General features: G+C 65.0%; 16 protein-coding genes. 13 read left to right on the forward strand and 3 right to left on the reverse strand.

Features of this window, described 5'->3' with window-relative positions; all coding sequences use genetic code 11:
* Positions 1 to 88 precede the first annotated feature (88 nt).
* Both LXN00_RS05285 and LXN00_RS05290 read right to left on the reverse strand, forming a co-directional pair.
* Complete coding sequence (locus LXN00_RS05285; RefSeq protein WP_234505821.1) at positions 89 to 742, reverse strand: Crp/Fnr family transcriptional regulator; 654 nt, start codon at positions 740 to 742, stop codon at positions 89 to 91.
* Between the two features lie 3 nt (positions 743 to 745).
* Entirely contained in the window at positions 746 to 2,542 is a 1,797-nt protein-coding gene (locus LXN00_RS05290; RefSeq protein WP_234505824.1) for a GAF domain-containing protein, read from the reverse strand.
* Between the two features lie 95 nt (positions 2,543 to 2,637).
* On the opposite strand from LXN00_RS05290, the gene LXN00_RS05295 reads away from it, so the two are divergent.
* From LXN00_RS05295 to LXN00_RS05355, 13 genes are all read left to right on the forward strand, one after another.
* Complete coding sequence (locus LXN00_RS05295; RefSeq protein WP_234505829.1) at positions 2,638 to 3,426, forward strand: c-type cytochrome; 789 nt, start codon at positions 2,638 to 2,640, stop codon at positions 3,424 to 3,426.
* 2 nt (positions 3,427 to 3,428) lie between these two features.
* The gene (locus tag LXN00_RS05300) at positions 3,429 to 7,019 is read left to right on the forward strand and encodes a nitrate reductase subunit alpha (RefSeq protein ID WP_234505831.1); all 3,591 of its coding nucleotides are present in this window, start codon (positions 3,429 to 3,431) and stop codon (positions 7,017 to 7,019) included.
* A gap of 12 nt (positions 7,020 to 7,031) precedes the next feature.
* Positions 7,032 to 8,567, forward strand: a complete 1,536-nt coding sequence (gene narH, locus LXN00_RS05305) for a nitrate reductase subunit beta (protein ID WP_234505834.1) — start codon at positions 7,032 to 7,034, stop codon at positions 8,565 to 8,567.
* Between the two features lie 9 nt (positions 8,568 to 8,576).
* A complete protein-coding gene (locus LXN00_RS05310; RefSeq protein ID WP_234505837.1) occupies positions 8,577 to 9,089 on the forward strand; it encodes a nitrate reductase molybdenum cofactor assembly chaperone in 513 nt (170 codons plus the stop codon).
* A gap of 3 nt (positions 9,090 to 9,092) precedes the next feature.
* Entirely contained in the window at positions 9,093 to 9,770 is a 678-nt protein-coding gene (gene narI / locus LXN00_RS05315; protein ID WP_234505840.1) for a respiratory nitrate reductase subunit gamma, read from the forward strand.
* 3 nt (positions 9,771 to 9,773) lie between these two features.
* Entirely contained in the window at positions 9,774 to 11,099 is a 1,326-nt protein-coding gene (locus tag LXN00_RS05320) for an MFS transporter (protein WP_234505843.1), read from the forward strand.
* Positions 11,099 to 12,430 carry an MFS transporter gene (locus LXN00_RS05325; protein ID WP_234505844.1) on the forward strand — a complete coding sequence of 444 codons (1,332 nt, stop codon included), beginning with the start codon at positions 11,099 to 11,101 and terminating at the stop codon, positions 12,428 to 12,430. The genes LXN00_RS05320 and LXN00_RS05325 overlap by 1 nt, the downstream gene beginning before the upstream one ends.
* Positions 12,431 to 12,530: 100 nt before the next feature.
* Positions 12,531 to 12,749, forward strand: coding sequence for a DUF2249 domain-containing protein (locus LXN00_RS05330; RefSeq protein WP_234505845.1), 219 nt, complete (start codon positions 12,531 to 12,533; stop codon positions 12,747 to 12,749).
* Between the two features lie 8 nt (positions 12,750 to 12,757).
* Entirely contained in the window at positions 12,758 to 13,552 is a 795-nt protein-coding gene (locus LXN00_RS05335; RefSeq protein WP_234505848.1) for a DUF2249 domain-containing protein, read from the forward strand.
* Positions 13,552 to 13,989, forward strand: coding sequence for a hypothetical protein (locus tag LXN00_RS05340; protein ID WP_234505851.1), 438 nt, complete (start codon positions 13,552 to 13,554; stop codon positions 13,987 to 13,989). The genes LXN00_RS05335 and LXN00_RS05340 overlap by 1 nt, the downstream gene beginning before the upstream one ends.
* The gene (locus tag LXN00_RS05345; protein ID WP_418952983.1) at positions 13,986 to 14,828 is read left to right on the forward strand and encodes a protoglobin domain-containing protein; all 843 of its coding nucleotides are present in this window, start codon (positions 13,986 to 13,988) and stop codon (positions 14,826 to 14,828) included. Before LXN00_RS05340 ends, LXN00_RS05345 begins: the two co-directional genes overlap by 4 nt.
* A 51-nt stretch (positions 14,829 to 14,879) precedes the next feature.
* On the forward strand, positions 14,880 to 16,031 hold the full coding sequence (locus tag LXN00_RS05350) for a hypothetical protein (RefSeq protein WP_234505854.1): 1,152 nt from the start codon (positions 14,880 to 14,882) through the stop codon (positions 16,029 to 16,031).
* Complete coding sequence (locus LXN00_RS05355; RefSeq protein WP_234505857.1) at positions 16,028 to 16,327, forward strand: metal-sulfur cluster assembly factor; 300 nt, start codon at positions 16,028 to 16,030, stop codon at positions 16,325 to 16,327. The genes LXN00_RS05350 and LXN00_RS05355 overlap by 4 nt, the downstream gene beginning before the upstream one ends.
* Here the strand turns inward: LXN00_RS05355 and LXN00_RS05360 are convergent.
* The gene (locus LXN00_RS05360; RefSeq protein WP_234505859.1) at positions 16,324 to 20,001 is read right to left on the reverse strand and encodes a PAS domain S-box protein; all 3,678 of its coding nucleotides are present in this window, start codon (positions 19,999 to 20,001) and stop codon (positions 16,324 to 16,326) included. The genes LXN00_RS05355 and LXN00_RS05360 overlap by 4 nt on opposite strands.
* Between the last annotated feature and the right edge of the window lie 5 nt (positions 20,002 to 20,006).

A 20,006-nucleotide genomic window follows, 5' to 3' on the forward strand; every position in this document is an offset into this window, starting at 1 on the left:
GCACCTCCTGCTCCTGAGGCTAGGGTAGGTTCGGGGCAAAAGTCAAGTATTTCACTCGGATTTCTTAGGTTAAAAGCGATCATCGCTCTCACGAGATCTCCTCCTCTAGCGCCTTGGGGTTAGGGATTTCCACCTTCCGGCCGGAAAGGCGGATCAGCCCCCGCCGGTAAAGCTCCCCCAGGTTGCGGGAAACCGCCTCGGGCACGGTGCCCAAAAGGGCGGCGAGCTCGGGGTTGGTGGGCAAGGGGAAGCCCTGGCCCTTTGCCCGCAACTCCTCCAGCAAAAACTCGCAGAGCCTCTCCCGCACCTCGTGGAAGACCAGGCGGTCCAGGAGGTGGAGGAGCTGGCCTTGCCGGCGGGCCAGGTAGCGGATCAGGGCCCGGGCCAGGGGGGGTCTTTCCTCCACCAGGCGGAAGAAGGCCTCCTTGGGGATGGCCAGGACCTGGCTTTCTTCCAGGGCCTCGGCGCTGGCGGGGTAGGTGGGCCGTTCCAGGAAAAGGGCCACCTCGGCCAGGACTCGAGCGGGCCCCTCCACGTGGAGGACCACCTGCTTCCTGCCCTCGGGGTCTAGCTTGTAGACCTTGATGAGCCCCTTTTGCACCACAAAGAGGGCCCGGACGGGCTCCCCCTCCAGAAAGAGCACCTCCCCCTTTCGCAGGGGGCGGGGTCGGGCTTCCCGGGCCAGGGCTTCCAGGTCCTTGGGGTCCAGCTCGCGGAAGAGGGGTACTTGGGAGAGGTCCATGCTTCACCCCTTCAGGGCATCGAGGCGCCTTTTGGCTTCCTGAAGGAAGGGCTCCAACTTTAAGGCGCGGGCGTAAGCTTCCTTGGCCACTTCCCTGTAGCCTAGGGCCTCGGCCAGGTCCCCTAGGCGCAGCAGGCCGGAAAGGGCCCTTTCTTGGAGGTAAGTCCGTTCCGCCTCCGCCCACTCCCCGTAGGGGTCGTCGCCGAATAGGGGGCCTTTGTAAAGCTCCAGGGCCTGGCGGAGGGTTTTGAAGGCGGAAAGCCCATCCTCTAGGTCCGCTTTACGCATGAGCTCCTCAAAACGCTCAAAGTCCAGGAAGCGCCGCTCCGGGAGGCGCAGGCGGTAATACTCCCCCTCCCGCTCCACGATGCCGGGCAAGGCCTTGCGCAGATGGTAAACGAGGGCGTAAACTTCCTGCCGGGCCCGCTCGGGCTCCAACTCGGGGAAGAAGGCTTCGGCCAGGTCATCCACGTAGAGGGCCCGGTCCTTGTTGGCCAAAAGGAACTTGAAGAGGCGGTAAGCCCCGGTGCGGCCAAAGTCCTTGGGGGAGAGCTCCTTGCCGCGGAAGTAGAGGCGGAAGCCTCCCAGGGCGTAGACCTCCAGGTCAAGCTCCCGCGCCCCGTTTTGAGGAAAGAGGAGGAGGGTAGCGAGCCGGGAAAACCACAAGGCGGGAGCGGCAGGGCCGGTGGGGGGCTTGGGCGGACGGGCGTGAAACAAGGTGCCCACGGCCACCACTTGCCCCTTGGCCCAAAGGGGCAAGCAGATCCTGGGCCCCCCTTCCGCTTCGGGGCAGTGGGGAAGGCCGTTTTTCAGGCCCACCACCTCCCCCCGCCAGGCGGGGCAGTCCCGCATGGCGCACGGGGGGACGAGCCCCAGCTCCATCCGCTCGCCGCCGGGGGTCACCAGCCTTACCCCGGTGGCCTGGGCGAGCCGTTTGAGCGCCTGGAGGAAGGTGTGCCGGGCCTCAGCAACCTCCCCCCGGTAGAGGCGTTCCCCTAGGGCCAAAAGCCCCACCTCGCCCAGGCGGGTGAGGAGGGTGTAGAGGGTGCTGGCGAAAAGAGGAGCAATGCGGGAAAGGGCCTCGAGGGCCTCCTGGTGGTCCAGTTCCGGGTTCCGCGCCGCTAGGTTGAGCACGCCGATGAGGCCGTGGGGAAGCTCCAGGGGGTAGCAGATGTAGGTCTGGTAGCCCAGCTGCTTCACCTTTTGCCGCAGGTACCGGGGGTCTTGCTGCAGAGTGTGGGTGAAGAGGGGTTCCCGATGGAGGGCCACGATTCCCGGGTATCCCTCGCCCAGGTGAAACCATGGTTTCTCCAAAAACGCTTCCCGGTGTAGCCCCTCATAAGCGGTGAGGATCAGGTGGTGTCCCTCGGGGTCGGCGAGGAAGAGCTCGGCGGCGTCCATGCCCAACCCCTGGCGCAAGACGCCTAGGAAGCTTTCCAAGGCGTTGGGGAAGGCTTCCGGGTGACGCAGGAGGTGCTGGGTGAGCCGGGAAAGCTCCAGGAGTAGATCCGGGGGTTCAGCCCGCTCGGGGTAGAGCTCCACCAGGTACCCGCCGTTTTCCCGGTAGCCCTGGCAGCGAAACCGCTTCCCCTTGAGGAGAAGAGGGGTGCTGGCCCGGTAAGCGCCCCGTTTCAGCTCCCGCTGCACCGGGCAACGGGCGCACAAGGGGCGGCCAAAGGGATCTTGGCCCTGCACCAGCTCGGCGCAGGGGCCTCGGCCTTCCAGGCCCAAGGAGGGGTCCGCCTCCAGGACCTCGGCCAACCCTTCGGCGGTGAGCCTAAGCCGGACTAGAGGCCGCATCGCCTTCAGGGTAGGCCTCTTCTCTTAGGACAGATGTCCCGGGCTGGGCAAGTGGTTGCGAGGCGGTGCCCCCACACTAAGGGCCGGAGGTGAGGATGAAGCGAAGGCTCTATCCCCTGGTCCTGGCCTTCCTCCTGGCCCCTGCCTTGGCCCAGGAGGGGAAGGCCCTTTACGGCCAGTTCTGTGCCGGCTGCCACGGGGCCGAGGCCCAGGGCGTCCCCGGAGCTATCCCGCCTTTGGCCGGGAACCCCAGGGCCTTAGACGAAACCCACGTGGTCCAGGTGGTGCGCCAAGGGCTTTCCGGACCCTTGGAGGTGGGGGGCGTCACCTACAACGGGGTCATGCCTCCCATGCCGCAGGTTTCCGAGGCCCAAGCCCGGGCCATCGCCCAGTACCTGAAAGGGCTTTCCGGAGCCAAGCCCGAGGGACCAGCGCCGGTGGCGACCCAAGGGGATCCCGCCTTGGGCCGGGCCCTTTACCTGGGCCAAAGGCCCTTGCAAAACGGCGGCGCTCCCTGCCAGGCCTGCCATACCGTGGCCGGGTTGGGTTTCCTGGGGGGTGGTTCCCTGGGCAAGGACCTCACGGACGCCGCCAAGCGGCTGGGAGGGGAGGCGGGGCTCACCGCCTTGCTCACCAACCCCGCCTTTCCGGTGATGCGGGAGGCGTATAGGGGCAGGCCCCTCACCGAAGCCGAAGCCGCCGCTTTGGCTGCGTTCTTGGTGCAGGCTTCAGAGGAAACCCCCAGGCCATCTTCCTTGTACCTGGGCCGCTTCTTGGTGGCCGGGGTGTTTCTTTTGGGGCTTCTTCTGGTCTACCAGGCGGCGGTTTGGCAACTCCGCCCCAAGAGCTTGGCGGAGCGCATCCGGAGCCAGCTTAGGAGGTGAGCATGAGAGACTGGATCAAGGAAGTGGAAAACCCGGCGGAAAGGAAGTGGGAGGAGTTTTACCGCAACCGCTTCCAGCACGACAAAAGGGTGCGCACCACCCATGGGGTGAACTGCACCGGCTCCTGTTCCTGGGAGGTCTTCGTCAAGGATGGCATCGTCACCTGGGAACTCCAGGCCACGGACTACCCGAGCCTCGAGGCTGGCCTTCCTCCTTACGAGCCCCGGGGGTGCCAGCGGGGCATCAGCTTTAGCTGGTACCTTTATAGCCCCATCCGGGTGAAGTACCCCTATGCCCGGGGGGCCCTTTTGGACCTCTGGCGGGAGGCTAAGGCCAAGCACCAAGACCCTGTGGCTGCCTGGGAGGCCATCCAGAGCGATCCGCACAAGCGTAAGCGCTACCAAAAGGCGAGGGGCAAAGGGGGGTTCCGCCGGGTGACCTGGGAGGAAGCCCTGGAACTCATCGCTGCCGCCGTGGTTTCCACGGTGAAGCGGTACGGGCCTGACCGGGTCATCGGGTTTTCTCCCATCCCTGCCATGAGCCAAATTTCCTACGCCGCTGGAAGCCGCTTCCTCTCCCTCTTGGGCGGCGTTCCCATGAGCTTTTACGACTGGTACTGCGACCTGCCCAACGCTTCGCCGGAGATCTGGGGGGAGCAGACGGATGTCCACGAGTCCGCTGACTGGTACAATGCCCGCTTCATCGCCGTCATGGGCTCCAACCTCAACATGACCCGCACCCCGGACACCCACTTCATCGCCGAGGTGCGGCACGCCGGGGCGAAGCTCACCGTGTTCAGCCCCGACTTCTCCCAGGTTTCCAAGTACGCTGACTGGTGGATTCCCATAAACCCCGGTCAGGACGGTGCTTTCTGGATGGCGGTGAACCATGTCCTCCTAAAGGAGTTCTACGCCGATAAGGAGGTGCCCTACTTTCAGGAATACCTGAAGCGCTACACGGATAGCCCCTTCCTGGTGGAGATCAAGGATGGCCGTCCCGGGCGCTACCTCCGGGCGAACCGCCTTTCAGCGTACGCCGAGGAGGAAAACGGGGACTTTAAGCTTCTCGTCTACGACGAGACCAAAGGTCCCCGGATGCCCGGGGGGACCTTGGGCTTCCGCTGGCAGAAGGAAAAGGGCAAGTGGAACCTGAAGCTGGAAGACCCCAAAACCGGCGAACCCCTTAACCCCCGCTTGAGCCTTCTCGGGGTGGAGGATGCGGTGGTCCTGGTGGAGCTGGACGATTTTGCCTCGGACCGCAAGCTCAAGCGTGGGGTTCCTGTGAAGTACCTCACCACCAAGGAAGGGGAAAAGGTGGCGGTGGCCACGGTCTTTGACCTGCTCATGGCCCAGTTCGGGGTGGGCCGGGGTTTGCCCGGGGACTACCCGCAAAGCTACGAGGACGACCTGCCCTATACCCCGGCTTGGCAGGAGAAGTGGACGGGGATCCACCGGGAAACCCTTCTCCGGTACGCCCGGGCCTGGGGAGAAAACGGGCTTAAGACCCAGGGGAAGAACCTCATCATCATCGGCGCGGGCATCAACCACTGGTACCACAACAACCTCATGTACCGCGCCGGGATCGTGGCCCTCATGCTCACGGGAAGCGTGGGCGTGAACGGGGGCGGCCTTGCCCACTACGTGGGCCAGGAGAAGCTCGCCAACCAGGCCAGCTGGGGCCCCATCGCCTTCGCTACCGACTGGGGTTACCCCCCTCGGCAGCAGAACACGCCGAGCTTCCACTACGTCCACTCGGACCAGTGGCGCTACGAAAGGGGCTTCTCCGCCTACGACAAAACGGCTCAAGGGTTTACCGACCACACGGTAGACCACCAGGTGCGTGCCGTGCGCAAGGGATGGCTTCCCTTTTTCCCCCAGTTCAACAAGAGCCCCTTGGAGGTGGTGAAGGAGGCGGAGGCCAAGGGTGCCAAGACCGAGGCGGAGGTTGTCCAGTACGTGGTGGAAGCCCTGAAGCGGGGTGAGCTTAAGTTTGCCGTGGAAGACCCGGATGCTCCCGAGAACTGGCCGAGGGTCTGGTTCATCTGGCGGGGTAACGCCATCGGCACCAGCGCCAAGGGGCACGAGTTTTTCCTGAAACACTACCTGGGTACGCACACCAACGCCATCGCCGAGGAGGTGGCGGAAGGACACGTAGCGGAGGTGGTGTACCGCAAGCCTGCCCCCGAGGGGAAGCTGGACCTGGTGGTGGACCTCAACTTCCGCATGGACACCAGCGCCCTTTATTCCGACCTCGTTCTCCCTGCCGCCACCTGGTACGAGAAGGATGACCTGAACACCACCGACCTCCACACCTTCATCAACCCCCTGCAGGCCGCCGTGCCCCCCTCCTGGGAGTCCAAGCCCGACTGGGAGATTTTCAAGGCCATCGCAAAGAAGGTCTCCGAGATGGCTAAGGCCCACCTGCCCACCCCCGTGAAGGACATCGTCATGATCCCCTTGCAGCACGACACCCCGGACGAGATGGCCCAACTTTGGGACCAGGACTGGAAACGGGGCGAGGTGGAGCCCATCCCCGGGAAAACCATGCCCAAGTTCCGGGTGGTGGAGCGGGACTACACCCAGCTTTACGAGAAGATGGTCACCCTGGGTCCGGTGGTGGAGAAGAACGGGGTGGGGATGCACGGGCTTGCCATCCCGGTGGAGGATTTTTACAAGGAGCTTGCCGAGCGCCAACCCCGGCTCTACCAAGGGGAGAAGCGGCCGAGCCTCGAGGAACCCCGCCAGGTGGCGGAAGCCATCCTCTTCCTGGACCCCGTTTCCAACGGGGAGCTCGCTTACCGGGCTTTCTTGGACGAGGAGAAGAAGACCGGGGTAAAGCTCACCGACCTGGCGGAGGGCAACCGCCACGTGCGCATCTCTTTCAAGGACATCGTGGCCCAGCCCCGACGCCAGCTCACCACGCCCACCTGGAGCGCTATCCTCAACCACGGCCGGGCCTATAGCCCCTACACCCTGAACGTGGAGCGCCTGATACCCTGGCGCACCCTCACGGGGCGGCAGCACTTCTACCTGGACCACCCCAACTACCTGGCCTGGGGGGAACACCTGCCCACCTACAAGCCCCGCCCCGAGGTTCATATGCTCCAGGAAACGGAAAGAAGCGCCAAAGAGGCCCAAGGCAAGCTGATGAACTACATCACCCCCCACGGCAAGTGGTCCATCCACTCCACCTATTCCGAGAACCACCGCATGATGACCCTTTCCCGGGGCGGTTATCCCATCTGGCTCAACGATAAGGACGCTGCTGAGCTCGGCATCCAGGACAACGACTGGGTGGAGCTTTTCAACGACAACGGGGTCTTCGTGCAGCGGGCTATCGTTTCCGCCCGCATCCCCCGGGGCACGGTCTTCGTCTACCACGCCACGGAGCGCACGGTAGGCATTCCCAAGAGCCCGCTGAGGGGCCAGCGGGCGGGGATGAACAACTCCATCACCCGGGCCCGCCTCAAACCCGTGCTGATGTCGGGCGGCTACGCCCAGTTCACCTACGCCTTCAACTACTGGGGGCCTGTGGGGGTGAACCGGGACACCTGGGTCTATGTGCGCAAGCTGGAGAAGCCCCCGGAGTGGTAAAGGAGGAAGCCCATGAAGGTTAGAGCCCACATGTCCATGCTTTTCCACCTGGACAAGTGCATCGGCTGCCACACCTGCTCCATCGCCTGCAAAAACCTCTGGACCGACCGCAAGGGAGCAGAGTACATGTGGTGGAACAACGTGGAAACGCGGCCCGGGGCCGGTTACCCCACGGGCTGGGAGGACCAGGACCGCTTCAAGGGGGGCTGGGCCTACAAGGACGGCCACCTGGACCTTAGGCTCCACTCCCGTGCCCAGGGCCTTTTCCGCCTCTTCTTCAACCCGGCCCTGCCCTCTTTGGACGACTACTACGAGCCCTACACCTTCCGTTATTCCGACCTCTTCACCGCTCCTGAAACCGAGTACCAGCCCACGGCCATTCCCGTGTCCATGATCACCGGGGAGCCCATGACCCCGGAGGCGGGGCCCAATTGGGACGACGACCTGGGGGGAAGCCCCCTCTACGCCCAAAACGACCCCAACCTCAAGGTCCTAGACCCCGAGGTGCGGGCGCAGCTTCAGGAGATTGAGGGGGTGGTCTTCCAGTACCTGCCCCGGATCTGCAACCACTGCCTGAACCCCGCCTGCGTGGCCGCCTGTCCCAGCGGCGCTATCTACAAGCGGGCCGAAGACGGCGTGGTCCTGGTCAACGAGAACAAGTGCAAGGCTTGGCGGATGTGCGTGGCCGCTTGCCCCTACAAGAAGGTCTACTACAACTGGGCCACGGGCAAGAGCGAGAAGTGCATCCTTTGCTTTCCCCGGCTGGAGACCGGCCAGGCCCCGGCCTGCGCCCACTCCTGCGTGGGACGGATCCGCTACATGGGGGTCTTGCTTTACGATGCCGACCGCATCCCCGAGGCGGCCATGGTGCCGGACGAGGAGCTGGTGGCTTCCCAGCTCTCCCTTATCCTGGACCCCTTTGACCCCGAGGTCATCGCCGCCGCCCAGGCCGAAGGAATAGACGAGGGCTGGATCAAGGCGGCCCAGAACTCGCCCATCTACAAGTTCGTTAAGGTCTGGCGGCTCGCTCTCCCCCTCCACCCCGAGTACCGCACCCTGGCCATGATGTTCTACGTTCCTCCCCTCTCCCCGGTGGTGGCCACGGTGGAGAAGGCCCTGCGGGCGAGCCAGGGCAATGGAGGCCTGGTGCGGCTGGACCTGCCCGAAACCGACCTGGACTTTGAGCTATACGCCAGCTTGGACAGGGCCCGCATGCCCGTGACGTACCTGGCGAACCTCTTCGCCGGCGGGAACGAGGCCCTCATTCTGCCCATCCTCAAGAAGATGTTGGCGGTGCGCATCCTCAAGCGGCAGGAGAGCCTCGAGGGCCGCCCCACGGAAAAGGCCCTACAGGTTCTGGCGGACGCGGGGCTTTCCCTAGAGGAGGCCGAGGCCATTTACCGCCTCACCACCTTGCCCACCTTGGAGGAGCGGTTCGTCCTGCCCCCCTACCACCGGGAGATGGCCGCCGAGGTGTGGAACGACCCCCTGGCCGCCAAGGGTGAGGCGGGCTTCGGCTACATCCAGCCGCCCGTGCGGGGGGAGTAGGAGGGAAGCATGCCGAACCCCATCCTGTTGGAAACCTTGGCTCTGGCCTTGGACTACCCGGTGCCGGGACGGCTTGAGGAGCTTTGGCGCCGGTGGATTGAGTGCCCCAGGAGCCCAGCCAAGCAGCGGTTGGAGCGCTTCTTGCGGCAGGTGGAGGACCTTTCCTTGGGCGAGTGGGAGGAGCTCTACACCCGTACCCTGGACCTTACCCCCACCACCGCTCCCTATGTGGGCTACGCCGCTTACGGGGAAAGCTACCTTCGGGGCGAGCTCTTGGCGGCTTTGGCGCGGGCTTATCGGGAGCTTGGCCTTGACCCAGGGAGCGAGCTTCCCGACCACCTGGCGAACGTCCTCCGCTACCTGGCCCGTTGCCAGGCGCCCTTGCCTGAGCTTTTGGAAATCCTGCCCAAAGCGCTTTCCGAGATGCAACGCACCCTGAAGACCCTGGACGCCAAGAACCCCTACCTTCTGCTCCTCGAGGCCGTCCAGGATGCTTTGCAAGAGGTCTTGACAAGGAGGTGAAGGATGAACTGGAACACCCTCCTTTTCGGTGCCTTCCCCTACATCGCCCTCACCTTGGCGGTGGTGGTCACCGCCTACCGCATGGTCTACCGGCCCTTTTCCGTTTCCGCCCAGTCTAGCCAGCTTCTTGAGCAAAAACGCCTCTTCTTCGGCTCCACCGCCATGCACTGGGGGCTGGTGATCGTTCTCCTAGGCCATCTCTTGGCCCTCTTCCTCCCCAAGGGGCTTCTCCTTTGGAACGCGGTCCCCTTGCGGCTTTACCTCTTGGAGATAACCGGGCTTGGCCTGGGCCTTTGGGCCTTGGCGGGCACCTACGTCCTCCTTGCTCGCCGCATCGCCGTGGCTCGGGTGCGGGCGGCCTCCACCCCTATGGACTACCTGGTCTTGGTCCTGGTCTTCGTCTCCGCCCTTACCGGGGTGCTCACCGCCCTCCTTTACCGCTACGGGAGCTTCTGGTTCCCTGCGGTGATGACCCCCTACCTGTGGTCCGTCTTCACCCTCCAACCCAGGCCCGAACTCCTTGTGGACCTGCCCTTCTGGACCAAGCTCCACGTGTTCAACTTCTGGCTCCTTTTGGCCCTCTTCCCCTTCTCCCGGCTCGTGCACATCGTCACCGTGCCCCTGGGGTACCTGGTGCGGTCCTGGCAAATCGTGATCTGGGTTAGGAAGCTGGCGAGGTGAACCATGGTCCACGACCCTAGGCAACTGGAAAGGGAAAGGCCAGATCGGCTTCGCGTCCTCTGGCTTTCTACCCTAGCCTTCACCCTGATGTTCGCTGTCTGGCTCATGTTCGGGGTGCTGGGCGTGCCCATCCGCAAGGAGTTTGGCCTCTCGGACGTGGAGCTTTCCTGGCTTTCTGCGGTGGCCATCCTGAACGGCTCCTTGTGGCGGCTTCTGGCAGGCATCCTCGCCGACCGCTACGGGGGAAGGCTGGTCTTTACCCTAATGCTTTTCTTCACCGCCATCCCCGCCTACTTGGTGTCCCGTGCCGGAAGCTACCAGGAGCTTCTCCTTTACGCCTTCTTGGTGGGTTTTGCCGGCAATAGCTTTAGCGTGGGCATCGCCTGGAATTCCGCCTGGTTCCCCAAGGAGCAACAGGGCTTTGCCCTTGGCCTTTTCGGGGCGGGGAACGTGGGGGCCAGCGTCACCAAGTTCATCGGCCCGGCCCTCATCGCCAGCATCCCGCCTGCGGGATATCTGGGGGGGCTTATCCCCGGGGGTTGGCGCTTTATCCCCTTCCTCTACGCCATCCTTCTAGTGCTCATGGGCTTTGTCCTCTGGTTCGGCACCCCCAGGAAAGACAAGCGCCCCGGGCAGGGGCGTCCCTTCCTGGAGATGCTTAGGCCCCTCAAGTACGTGCGGGTCTGGCGCTTCAGCCTCTACTACGTGGTGGTCTTCGGCGCCTACGTGGCCTTGTCCGCTTGGCTTCCCAAGTACTACGTGGATGTCTTTGGCCTGCCTTTGCACGAGGCAGCGCTCCTCACCGCCCTTTTCATCTTCCCGGCAAGCCTCCTCCGCCCCGTGGGCGGGTACTTCTCGGACCGCCTAGGGGCTCGGCGGGTCATGTACTGGACCTTCGGCATCATCCTCTTCGCCTCGGGCATCCTCATGATGCCCGAGGGGCACATCGTCCTCTATACCAAGGGGGGGACCAAGGAGGTCATGCAGTTTACCATGAACGTCTGGCTTTTCACCCTTCTCGTCTTCCTCATCGGGGTGGGGATGGGCATCGGCAAGGCGGCGGTGTACAAGCACATCCCCACCTACTTTCCCCAGGACGTGGGCGCGGTGGGAGGGTTGGTGGGAATGCTGGGGGCATTGGGAGGTTTCTTCCTCCCGCCCCTTTTCGCCTACGCCCAGGCTTGGACGGGCTTGCCCCAGATGACCTTCTTCGTGCTCTTCGTTCTCACCGCCATCGCCTTCCTTTGGATGCACTTCACGGTGATCCAGCTTCTCCAAGAGGAGGCCAAGCACCTGCGGCACGAGTTTGAGATGAAAGGAGACCGGTAATGACCAAGAGCACCAAGGGTACGTGGATTACGGATTGGAACCCAGAAGACCCTAAGCGCTGGGACCCTGCCTTGGCCTGGCGCACCCTTTGGATTACCACCTTTAACCTCACCCTCTCCTTCATCACCTGGTATGTGGTGAGCGCCCTGGTGGTGCGCCTGCCCAAGTCCGGCTTCCCCTTGGACACGACCCAGCTTTTCTGGCTCACCGCCATGCCGGGGTTAGCGGGGGGGACGTTGCGCATCGTTTGGACCTTCCTGCCGCCTATCTTGGGCACCCGGCATCTCGTGACCTTTTCCACCTTGCTCCTCCTTGTGCCGCTATTGGGCTGGGGCTTCGCCGTGCAGAACCCCAATACGCCCTACTGGGTTCTCCTCCTGCTGGCCTTCTTGGCCGGCGTGGGCGGGGGAAACTTTTCCGGCTTCATGCCCTCCACCAGCTACTTCTTTCCCAAGCGCCTGCAGGGAACGGCCTTGGGCTTGCAGGCGGGGATCGGCAACTTTGGGGTTTCCGTGGTGCAGTTTGTAACCCCTTGGATCATCGGTTTTGCCCTCTTCGGCTCCTTGTTGGGCGCTCCGCAAACCTTTACCCCCAAGCCCGGTCTCAGCCAGCCCATCTGGCTGCAAAACGCCACGTTTGTCTGGATTCCCTTTGTTTTGGTGGGGGCCTGGCTCGCATGGACCTTTTTGCGGAGCGTTCCGGTACGGGCCAACTTCCGCGAGCAGTTTGACATCTTCCGCGACAAGCACACCTGGATCATGACCAGCCTCTACATCATGACCTTCGGCTCCTTTTCGGGCTTTTCCGCCATCTTCCCCTTGCTCATCCGGGAGGTCTACGGGAAGTTCGATGGCGCCCCCGATCCCTTGCGCTATGCCTTCCTTGGTCCCCTGGTGGGTTCCTTGGCCCGGGTGTTGGCCGGGCCCATTACCGACCGCTTCGGCGGGGCCATTGTGACCCAGGTGTCCGCCATGGGTATCCTCGTTTCGGCCCTCTTGGTCACCCTCTTCACCCGGCCCACTTCATTGGAACAATTCCCCTTCTTTGTGCTGGCCATGCTCCTGGTTTTCTTCTTTAGCGGGGTGGGCAATGCCAGCACCTTCAAACAGATGCCCATGATCTTCCCCCCGAGGCAGGCGGGTGGGGTGATCGGCTGGACGGCGGCCATCGCCGCTTATGGGCCCTTTATCTTCTCCACCCTGGCCGCCTACACCCAAAAGGCCACGGGGGGCTTTACCGCCTTCTTCTACGGCCTCATGGTCTTCTACGCCCTGAACCTCTTCCTGAACTGGTACTACTACGCCCGTAGGGGGGCGGAGAAGCCCTGTTGAGCCGAAGCCCAACGGGTGGGCCTCCGCCAAAGGCGGGGGCTTTTCCCTTTGACCTAGGTCATGGCAAGAGGAGGACTGGCCCGGGGAAACTGAGGGCGCTATGGAGCTGGACGTTCGTCCCATACCCCCAAGAGAGCGGCACCCACGGATCTTTGGCGTCTTTGACAGCTTGGAGCCGGGGGAGAGTTTCGTCTTGGTCAACGACCACGACCCCAGGCCCCTTTACTACCAGTTCCAGGCGGAGCGGCCCGGGGCGTTCGCCTGGGAGTACCTCGAGGCCGGGCCGGAGGTGTGGCGGGTGCGGATCACCCGGCGGTAGGAGGCGGTATGGTCCGGCCGGAGATGAAGGTGGCGGAGGTCCTGAAGCGCTGGCCCGAGCTTCTAGAGGTCTTCTTGGAGGCGAGCCCTGCCTTCCAGAAGCTGAAAAACCCCCTCCTGCGCCGGACCATGCCCAACCTGGTCACCGTGGCCCAGGCGGCCAGGATGGCCGGGCTTGCCCCGGAGGAGCTGGTGGCGCGGCTCAACCGGGCCTTGGGGGTGGCCTCGGAGGCTCCACCGCCTGCCTCCTTGGAGGAAAGCCTGCTTTCTACCCCGCCCCCTCCCTGGCTGGATGCCCCCGTGGGCTTCCACCTGGACGTGCGCCCCATCCTGGAGGGGGGTGGGGAGCCTTTTGCCCACATCCTGGCGGCCGCCAAGGAGGTGGGGCCCGGGAAAAGGCTCGTGCTGGAGGTCCTCTTTGAGCCCGTGCCCCTTTACCGGGTGTTGGGTAAGCAGGGCTTCGCCGCCTGGTGCGAAAAGCTAGGGGAGAACCACTTCCGGGCCCACTTCTACCGGGAAAGCGTGGGGGAGAGTCAGCAAGCCCCCCCGTTGCGTTCCCTCTCCGAGGAGGATTGGGAAGACTACCAGGCGGAGGTGGTGGTTGAGGAGAACCTCGAGCCTCCTTTGCCCATGGTGCGGGTTCTGGAGGCGCTGGCGTCCTTGAGGGCAGGGGAGAAGCTATTGGTCCACCACGTGCGCCGCCCCGTCCACCTGCTCGCCCGTCTGGAGGAGGAGGGGCACGCCTACGCTCTGAAGGACCTGGGTCCGGGCCAGGTGAAGCTCCTCATCCGCAAGGGGGGGTGATGGGTTTTTGGCACTACCTCTTCGTGCGGGCGGCCCTCGTGTACCTGGTGTACACCGCCCTCCTGGGGAGCCTCTTTTACCTTTTCCCTTCCCTGGTGGGCCCCTTTCGCCCAAGCCACGTGCACGCAGGGCTTGTGGGCTTTTTCCTGCAGATGGTCATGGGCGTGGCCTACTGGATGATGCCCAGGCCAGGGGGGCTAAGGCAGGAGGCCCTCGAGGCCCTCACCTTTTTCCTCCTCAACGCCGGGCTCCTCCTCCGGCTTGTGCTGGTGCCCCTTTACCTTATGGGCCACCAGGGGCTAGGCCCTTGGCTTGGGCTTGCCGGGGCTTTGCAACTCCTCGCCACCTTGGTCTTTGCCCACGCCATGGGCAAGCGGGTGGTGACGGCGGATATGCTGAGGAAAATGCGCGAGGAGCGGGAAAGGAGGAGGGCGTGAAACCGGTGGAGGTCGGGGTGGAAGCCCTTGCCCTAGAGCTACCCCCTTTGCCCGAGGAGGTCTTCCAGGACCTCTTGGCCTTTGGGGGGCTTAGCGAGGAGGCCAAGCGGGCCATGCGCCTGGATGCGGAGCGGCTTCTGGAGGGGGCTTCCCGTTTCGTGGCCGAGGTGTACGAGCGCCTAAGCCGCCACCCCGGCACGGCCCGGGCCCTGGGCTGGGAAGGGCGGGTGCCTGAGGAGGAGCTTTACCTTAGGCGGGCCTTCTTCGCCGCTTGGTTCGCCCGCACCCTGGGGGTGGACACCTCGGCGGAGTTCGCCCGGGAGGTCTACCGGGCTGGGCTTTGGCACGGGGGGTTAGGGCCCAAGGGGGCCTACATCCCCCCGGAGTACGTGGGCCTTTCCTTCGCCCAGGTGGGGCGGTACGTGGCGGAAAGGGTGGGGGACGTGCGTCCTTGGCTCGTGTACCTCTCCGCCCAGGAGGAGGTGATGCGCAAAGGCTTTGACGCCGCCCTGGCGCTTCGGGAAGGGGAGGTTTCCGTTCGCTTCCAGGCCTTGGGCCTGGCCTATCCCGCCTTGCCCAAGCCCCTTTGCCTGCGGGCGGCGAACGTGGAGGAGGCCCTCTGCAAGGTGTATGCCGCCTTCCCCGCCCTGAGGGACGTCTCCCTGGAGCCCCTCTTCGCCGAGGAGGCGGTGGGCCTTTGGCTGGAGCCCAAGACCCTTTGGCGCCTTCGTCCCCGCTTCGCCGTGCTCCTAAACGGCCGGGATGTCCGCTACCTCCAGGGCCTCGCCACCCCCTTGGCCGAGGGGGATACCCTAACCCTCCTGCCTCCTGGGCGCTAGCCATGACCTGGGTTATGGCGAGGCCGACGTGGGCCCCCTGAGGATTAGGGCATGGTGGCGACCGTCCACACCCGGGTCATCCCCTTGGCCGTTCCCGCCGGGTTCATCTTCCTGGGGGAAGCCTTTCTCCTTTGGGCGGCCTGGCTTTGGGTCCTCCACCCGGAGGCCTTCCTTGTGCCCCGGCACCCCGTGGGCCTGGCGGGGGCCCACCTGTACCTCCTGGGCTTTGGGGTGGGGGTGCTCCTTGGGGCCATGCACCAGCTTCTGCCGGTGGTGCTGGAAGCTCCCCTCTACCGCCCCGGCCTCGGCTACCCGGTGATGGCCCTTTGGGCCTTGGGGGTGGCCTTCTTGGCCCTGGGCTTTGCCCGGTGGCCGCTCCTCGTCCCCTTGGGCGGGGGGTTGGCCCTCTGTGCCCTCCTCCTCTTTGCCTACCACGCTTACCGGACCTTCCGCCTTGCCCCCCGCTGGAACCGGGTGGCCACCGCCCTCGCCTGGGTGGTCTTCTACCTGGTCCTAACCCCCCTCTTGGGCCTGGTCCAGGCCCTTTCCCTGCGCTTTGGCTTCTACGACCCCGAGCGCTTGGCCTGGCACCTCCTGGCTGGGCTCGGTGGGGTCTTCCTCCTTTCCATCCTGGGGGTGGGGTACAGGCTCCTTTCCATGTTTACCCTCACCCACGGGGTGGACGAGGGGGTCTTGGGGCTTCTCCTCTGGGTGGCCAACCTGGGGCTTGGGGGGCTGGCCCTGGGGGAGGGGCTGGGGTATGGGCTCCTCCTCCTCGCCTATGGCCTCGCCCTTTACGACACCTACCGCATCCTGCGCCACCGGGCGAAGCGCAGGCTGGACATCGGGGTGCGGCACTACCTGGGGGGGCTCTTGTTCCTGGGGCTAGCCCTATGGGCTCTTCCCGCAAGGCCGGTCTGGGCCGCTTGGTGGTTCGCCCTCGGGTTTGTAGGGCTCGTGGTGAGCGGGATGCTCTACAAAATCCTTCCCTTTTTGGTCTGGACCCACCGCTACGCTCCCAAGGCGGGGAAGGAGCGGGTGCCCCTCCTCAAGGACATGCTCGCCGAGGGGCTTGGGTACCTGGCGGGCGGGCTTTGGGGGCTTGGGGCCTTGGCCTTCCCCTTTTTCCCCTTGGCGGGGTGGGCCTTGGCCCTGGGGGTGGCGGTACACGCCTTCGCCCTTTGGGAGGTGATGCGGCGATGACGCTGGAAGAACAGGCATGGGACCTGCTTAAAACGGTCTACGATCCCGAGCTGGGCCTGGACGTGGTCAATCTGGGGCTTATCTACGAGCTCAAGGTAGCGCCTCCCCGGGCCTGGGTGCGCATGACCCTCACCACCCCCGGCTGCCCCTTGCACGACAGCCTGGGGGAGGCGGTGCGGCGGGCATTGTCCTTCCTGCCCGGGGTGGAGGAGGTGAGGGTGGACCTCACCTTTGACCCGCCCTGGACCCCGGCCAGGCTTTCCCCCGAGGCCAGGCGGCTTTTGGGCTGGGACTAGGGGGTGGACTCCGGGTCTTCACCCGCCATAAGCCGGAGGAAGGCCTCCACCACCTCGGGGTCAAACTGCCTGCCCGCTTGTTCCTGCAAATAGGCCAGGGCCTTTTCCCGGGGCCAGGCCTTGCGGTAAGGGCGGTCGGAGGTCAGGGCGTCGTACACGTCCACCACGGCGAAGATGCGGGCGGCAAGGGGGATCTCCAGGCCCCTTAGCCCCCGGGGATACCCCGAGCCGTCCCAGCGCTCGTGGTGGGCGTAGGGGATCTCCAGGGCCTTTTTGAGGAAGGGGATGCCGGAAAGCCACTCGTAGGCGTAGACCGGGTGTTTCCGCATCACCTGCCACTCCTCCTCCGTGAGGGGGCCTGGTTTCAGGAGAATGGCGTCGGGGATGGCGATCTTGCCCACATCGTGCAGGATGGCTCCCCGCCTCAGGGCGTCCAGGTCCTCCTCGGGCACCCCCAAGGCTTTGGCCAGGCGCAGGGTGAGCTCCGTGACCCGCTCCGTGTGGCCGGCGGTTTCTTGGTCGCGGAGCTCCACCGCCTTGGCCCAGCCCCAGAGGGTGAGGTCGTAGGCGGCTTCCAGCTCCTGCTGGCTCCGCTTTAGTTCTTGCAAGGTGAAGAGGTTGTCTAAGGCCAAGGCGCTTTGTCCCGCCAAGGTTTCCAAAAACTCCTCATCCTCTGGGGAAAGGTCCCAGGGCCTTCGGGTAAAGACGGCAAGGACGCCCAGGAGCTTGCCGCGGGCGAGTAGGGGATAAGCCCTTTCCGCTACCAGGCCTTCCTGCCTTGTGAAGTCCGGGTGGCTCCCTGGTTCTTTCGCTAGGTCTTCTACCGCCACCTTGCTTCCCGAAAGGGCCGCTTGTCCCACGTGCCCCTGCCCCACCAGGAGGCGTTTGGGCAGGAGCGCTCTGGGGCTGTGGAATCCGCGATGGGCGGCCAGTAGAAGGGCCTTCTCTTGGGGGTTATAGAGAAAGAAGGCGGCGGAATCCACGGGCAGGAGGAAAATTTTGTCCAGGATTACCTCAAGACTGGGGGCGATGTCCATGGAGGCCAAAATGACCTGATCCACGGTCCTTAGCGCTTCCAGCTGGGCCACCCTGCGCGTGAGCTTTTGCCTTAAGGAGGCGCGGCGCACGGCGTTGCCCATGGCCTCGGCCACGAGCTGGGCCCGCTCCACCTCCGCCGGGGTGGGGGTGCGGGGGTGGGGCCAGGCGAGGGTTAGGGCGCCCACGGGTTCCGTGCCCGCCAGGATGGGCACCACCACCCCGCTAAAGCCCTCCGGCACCAGGGCCCTGGCCCCTGGCCGCACCCGGGGGTCGTTCTTCAGGTCCTGGCTCACCACCACCTCTCCCCGGAAGGCCCGGGCCACCAGGCCCTCCCCCGCAAGGGTGGGCGGCGTGGGGATGGCCTTAAGCCAGCCCCGGCTTGCCGCCTCCTCCAGGCGGCCTGTGTCCCGGTCGTAGAGGAGGATGCTCCCCACGGGGGCCTCCAGGACGGCCAAGGCGGCGTCCAGGGCGCTTTCCATCATCTCCTTGAGGTCCTCGCTCCGGCGCAGGGCGAGGCTTACCTGAGCGAAAGCCTCCAGGGCCAGCGCCTTCTCCTTGGCCTCGGTGATGTCCAGGCCCACGCCCAGGATGGCGGGCCTGCCCCGAATCTCCACCCGGGCGGCGGAGTAGTCCAGCCAGCGCACCTCGCCCCCTTTGGTCAGGATGCGGAAGGCGTAGCGTGCAGGGGGGGTTTCCCCCCTTAGGCGGGCCAGGCCCCGGCTTCGCACCATCTCCCGGTCGGCGTGGTGGACGAACTCCCAGATGGGCCGGGAGGCGAGCTCCTCTAGGGTATAGCCGGTGATCTCCGTGGCCATGGGGTTGGCGAAGGTGAGGCGGGCACTTCCCGGGTCCTCGAGGTCTTCCTGTTGCCAGAGGAGGATAAGGGCGGGGGCGGTTTCCGCCAGGGTGCGGAAAAGGGCCTCGGACTCGCGGAGGGCTTGTTCCTTGGCCTTCTCCTCGGTGACGTCCCGCTTGAAGGCGATGAACTGGGTTACCTGGCCTTCCTCCAGGACCGGGATGATGGTCATGTGTTCGGTGTAGAGCGTGCCGTCCTTGCGGCGGTTGATGAGCTCCCCTGCCCACACCTGGCCCGCCAGGATGGTGGCCCACAGCTCTGCGTAGAACTCCCGGGGATGCAGGCCCGACTTGAGGATGCGGGGGTTTTGCCCCACGGCCTCCTCCGCGGCGTAGCCGGTGAGGTGGGTGAAGGCGGGGTTGACCGAGAGGATGCGCCCGTCCTTGTCCGTGAGGACCACGGCCTCGTGGGCGGCCTCGAGGGCCTTCTGCAGAAGCCTCTGGGTGGCCTCGGCTCTTAGCTTTTCCGTGATGTCCAGGGCCACCACTAGGACCGCCGGGCGGCCAGCGTACTCCAGGGTGTGGGAGTGGATTTCCACCTGGATCTCCCGCCCGTCCTTGAGGCGGTGGGTCCAGGGGCCGGAAACCTGGTAGGCTTCCCTGGGTCGCTTGAGGTCTTCTAGAAGCCGGGGGCGCTCCCTTTCGGGGCGGATGTGCAGGATGGTCATGGAGAGGAACTCCTCCCGGGTGTAGCCGTACTTCCGCACCGCCGCCTCGTTCACCTCCAGGAAGCGGTAGGTTTCCTGGTCGTAGACCCACATGGGCAGGGGGTGGGACTGGAAGAGGAGGCGGAAGCGCTCCTCCTGGGCCACCTCCTGGCTCACGTCGTAGGTGTAGCCGGTGAGGAGGCGGGTGATGGGGTCAAAGACCAGGGTATCCCGAAGCCAGACCCAAGCCTGCTTTTTCCCGTGCCAGAAGCGGTAGGTGCAGACCTGCACCACCCCGGGCTCGGCCACCGCTTGGCGCACGGCGTCCATCAGGCGGGCCTGGTCCTCGGGGTGGACCTGGGTGAAGTAGAAGGCGGGGTCTTCCAAAAGCCTCTGGGCGGGGTAGCCCAGGAGGGCTTCCGCCTGGCGGGGGGCGGCGTAGAGGAGGGGGGCATAGGCGGGGTCTTGGCCTTCCGCCACCCGGGCCTGGTACACTAGCCCGGGAAGGGCTTCCAAGATGCCTTTAAGCCTAGCCCGTTCCTCCTCCAGCTCGGTTTCGTCCTGGATGTTGAGGACGATGCCCTCAATGGCGGGGTCTTCCAAGAGGTTTTTCCCCCAGACCCGCACCGCCCGTGTCCTGCCCCGGCCGTCCAGGACGCGGAGCCGGTACTCCCGCACCTCCCCCGGGTGGCGGAGGAGGTCCTCCAAGGCTGCCTCGGCATAGGGGCGGTCCTCCGGGTGGACGAAGTCCAGGGCGAGGCGGTCCTGGCGGGTGTAGCCCAGGGGGTCGTGGTTTAGGACCTGGTCTACGTTGGGGGATACGTAGCGGATACGCCCTTGGGCATCCAGGAGGTAGATGAGCTCGCGGCTATGCTCCACCAGGGCGCGGAAACGGCGCTCCCAGTCCTGCAAAGACCGGACGGCCCTTCGCCACTTGCCCTCGAGGGCCCGGGCCAGAAGGAAGATGAGCCCTCCCGAGAGGAAGGCGAAAACCACCTCCTTGGCGCTTTGCCAAAGGGTAAGCGTTTCCGGGGAAGGGGTGAGGGCAAGGAGGAGCCGGTCGCTTCCCAAGATCCAGGCTAGGGAGAAGAGCAGGTAAGCGAAGGCGATTTTCCAAGGGTCGCTAAGCTTCACCCTTC

The sequence above is a fragment of the Thermus brockianus genome (assembly GCF_021462505.1).
GTDB classification, from domain to species: Bacteria; Deinococcota; Deinococci; order Deinococcales; family Thermaceae; genus Thermus; species Thermus hydrothermalis.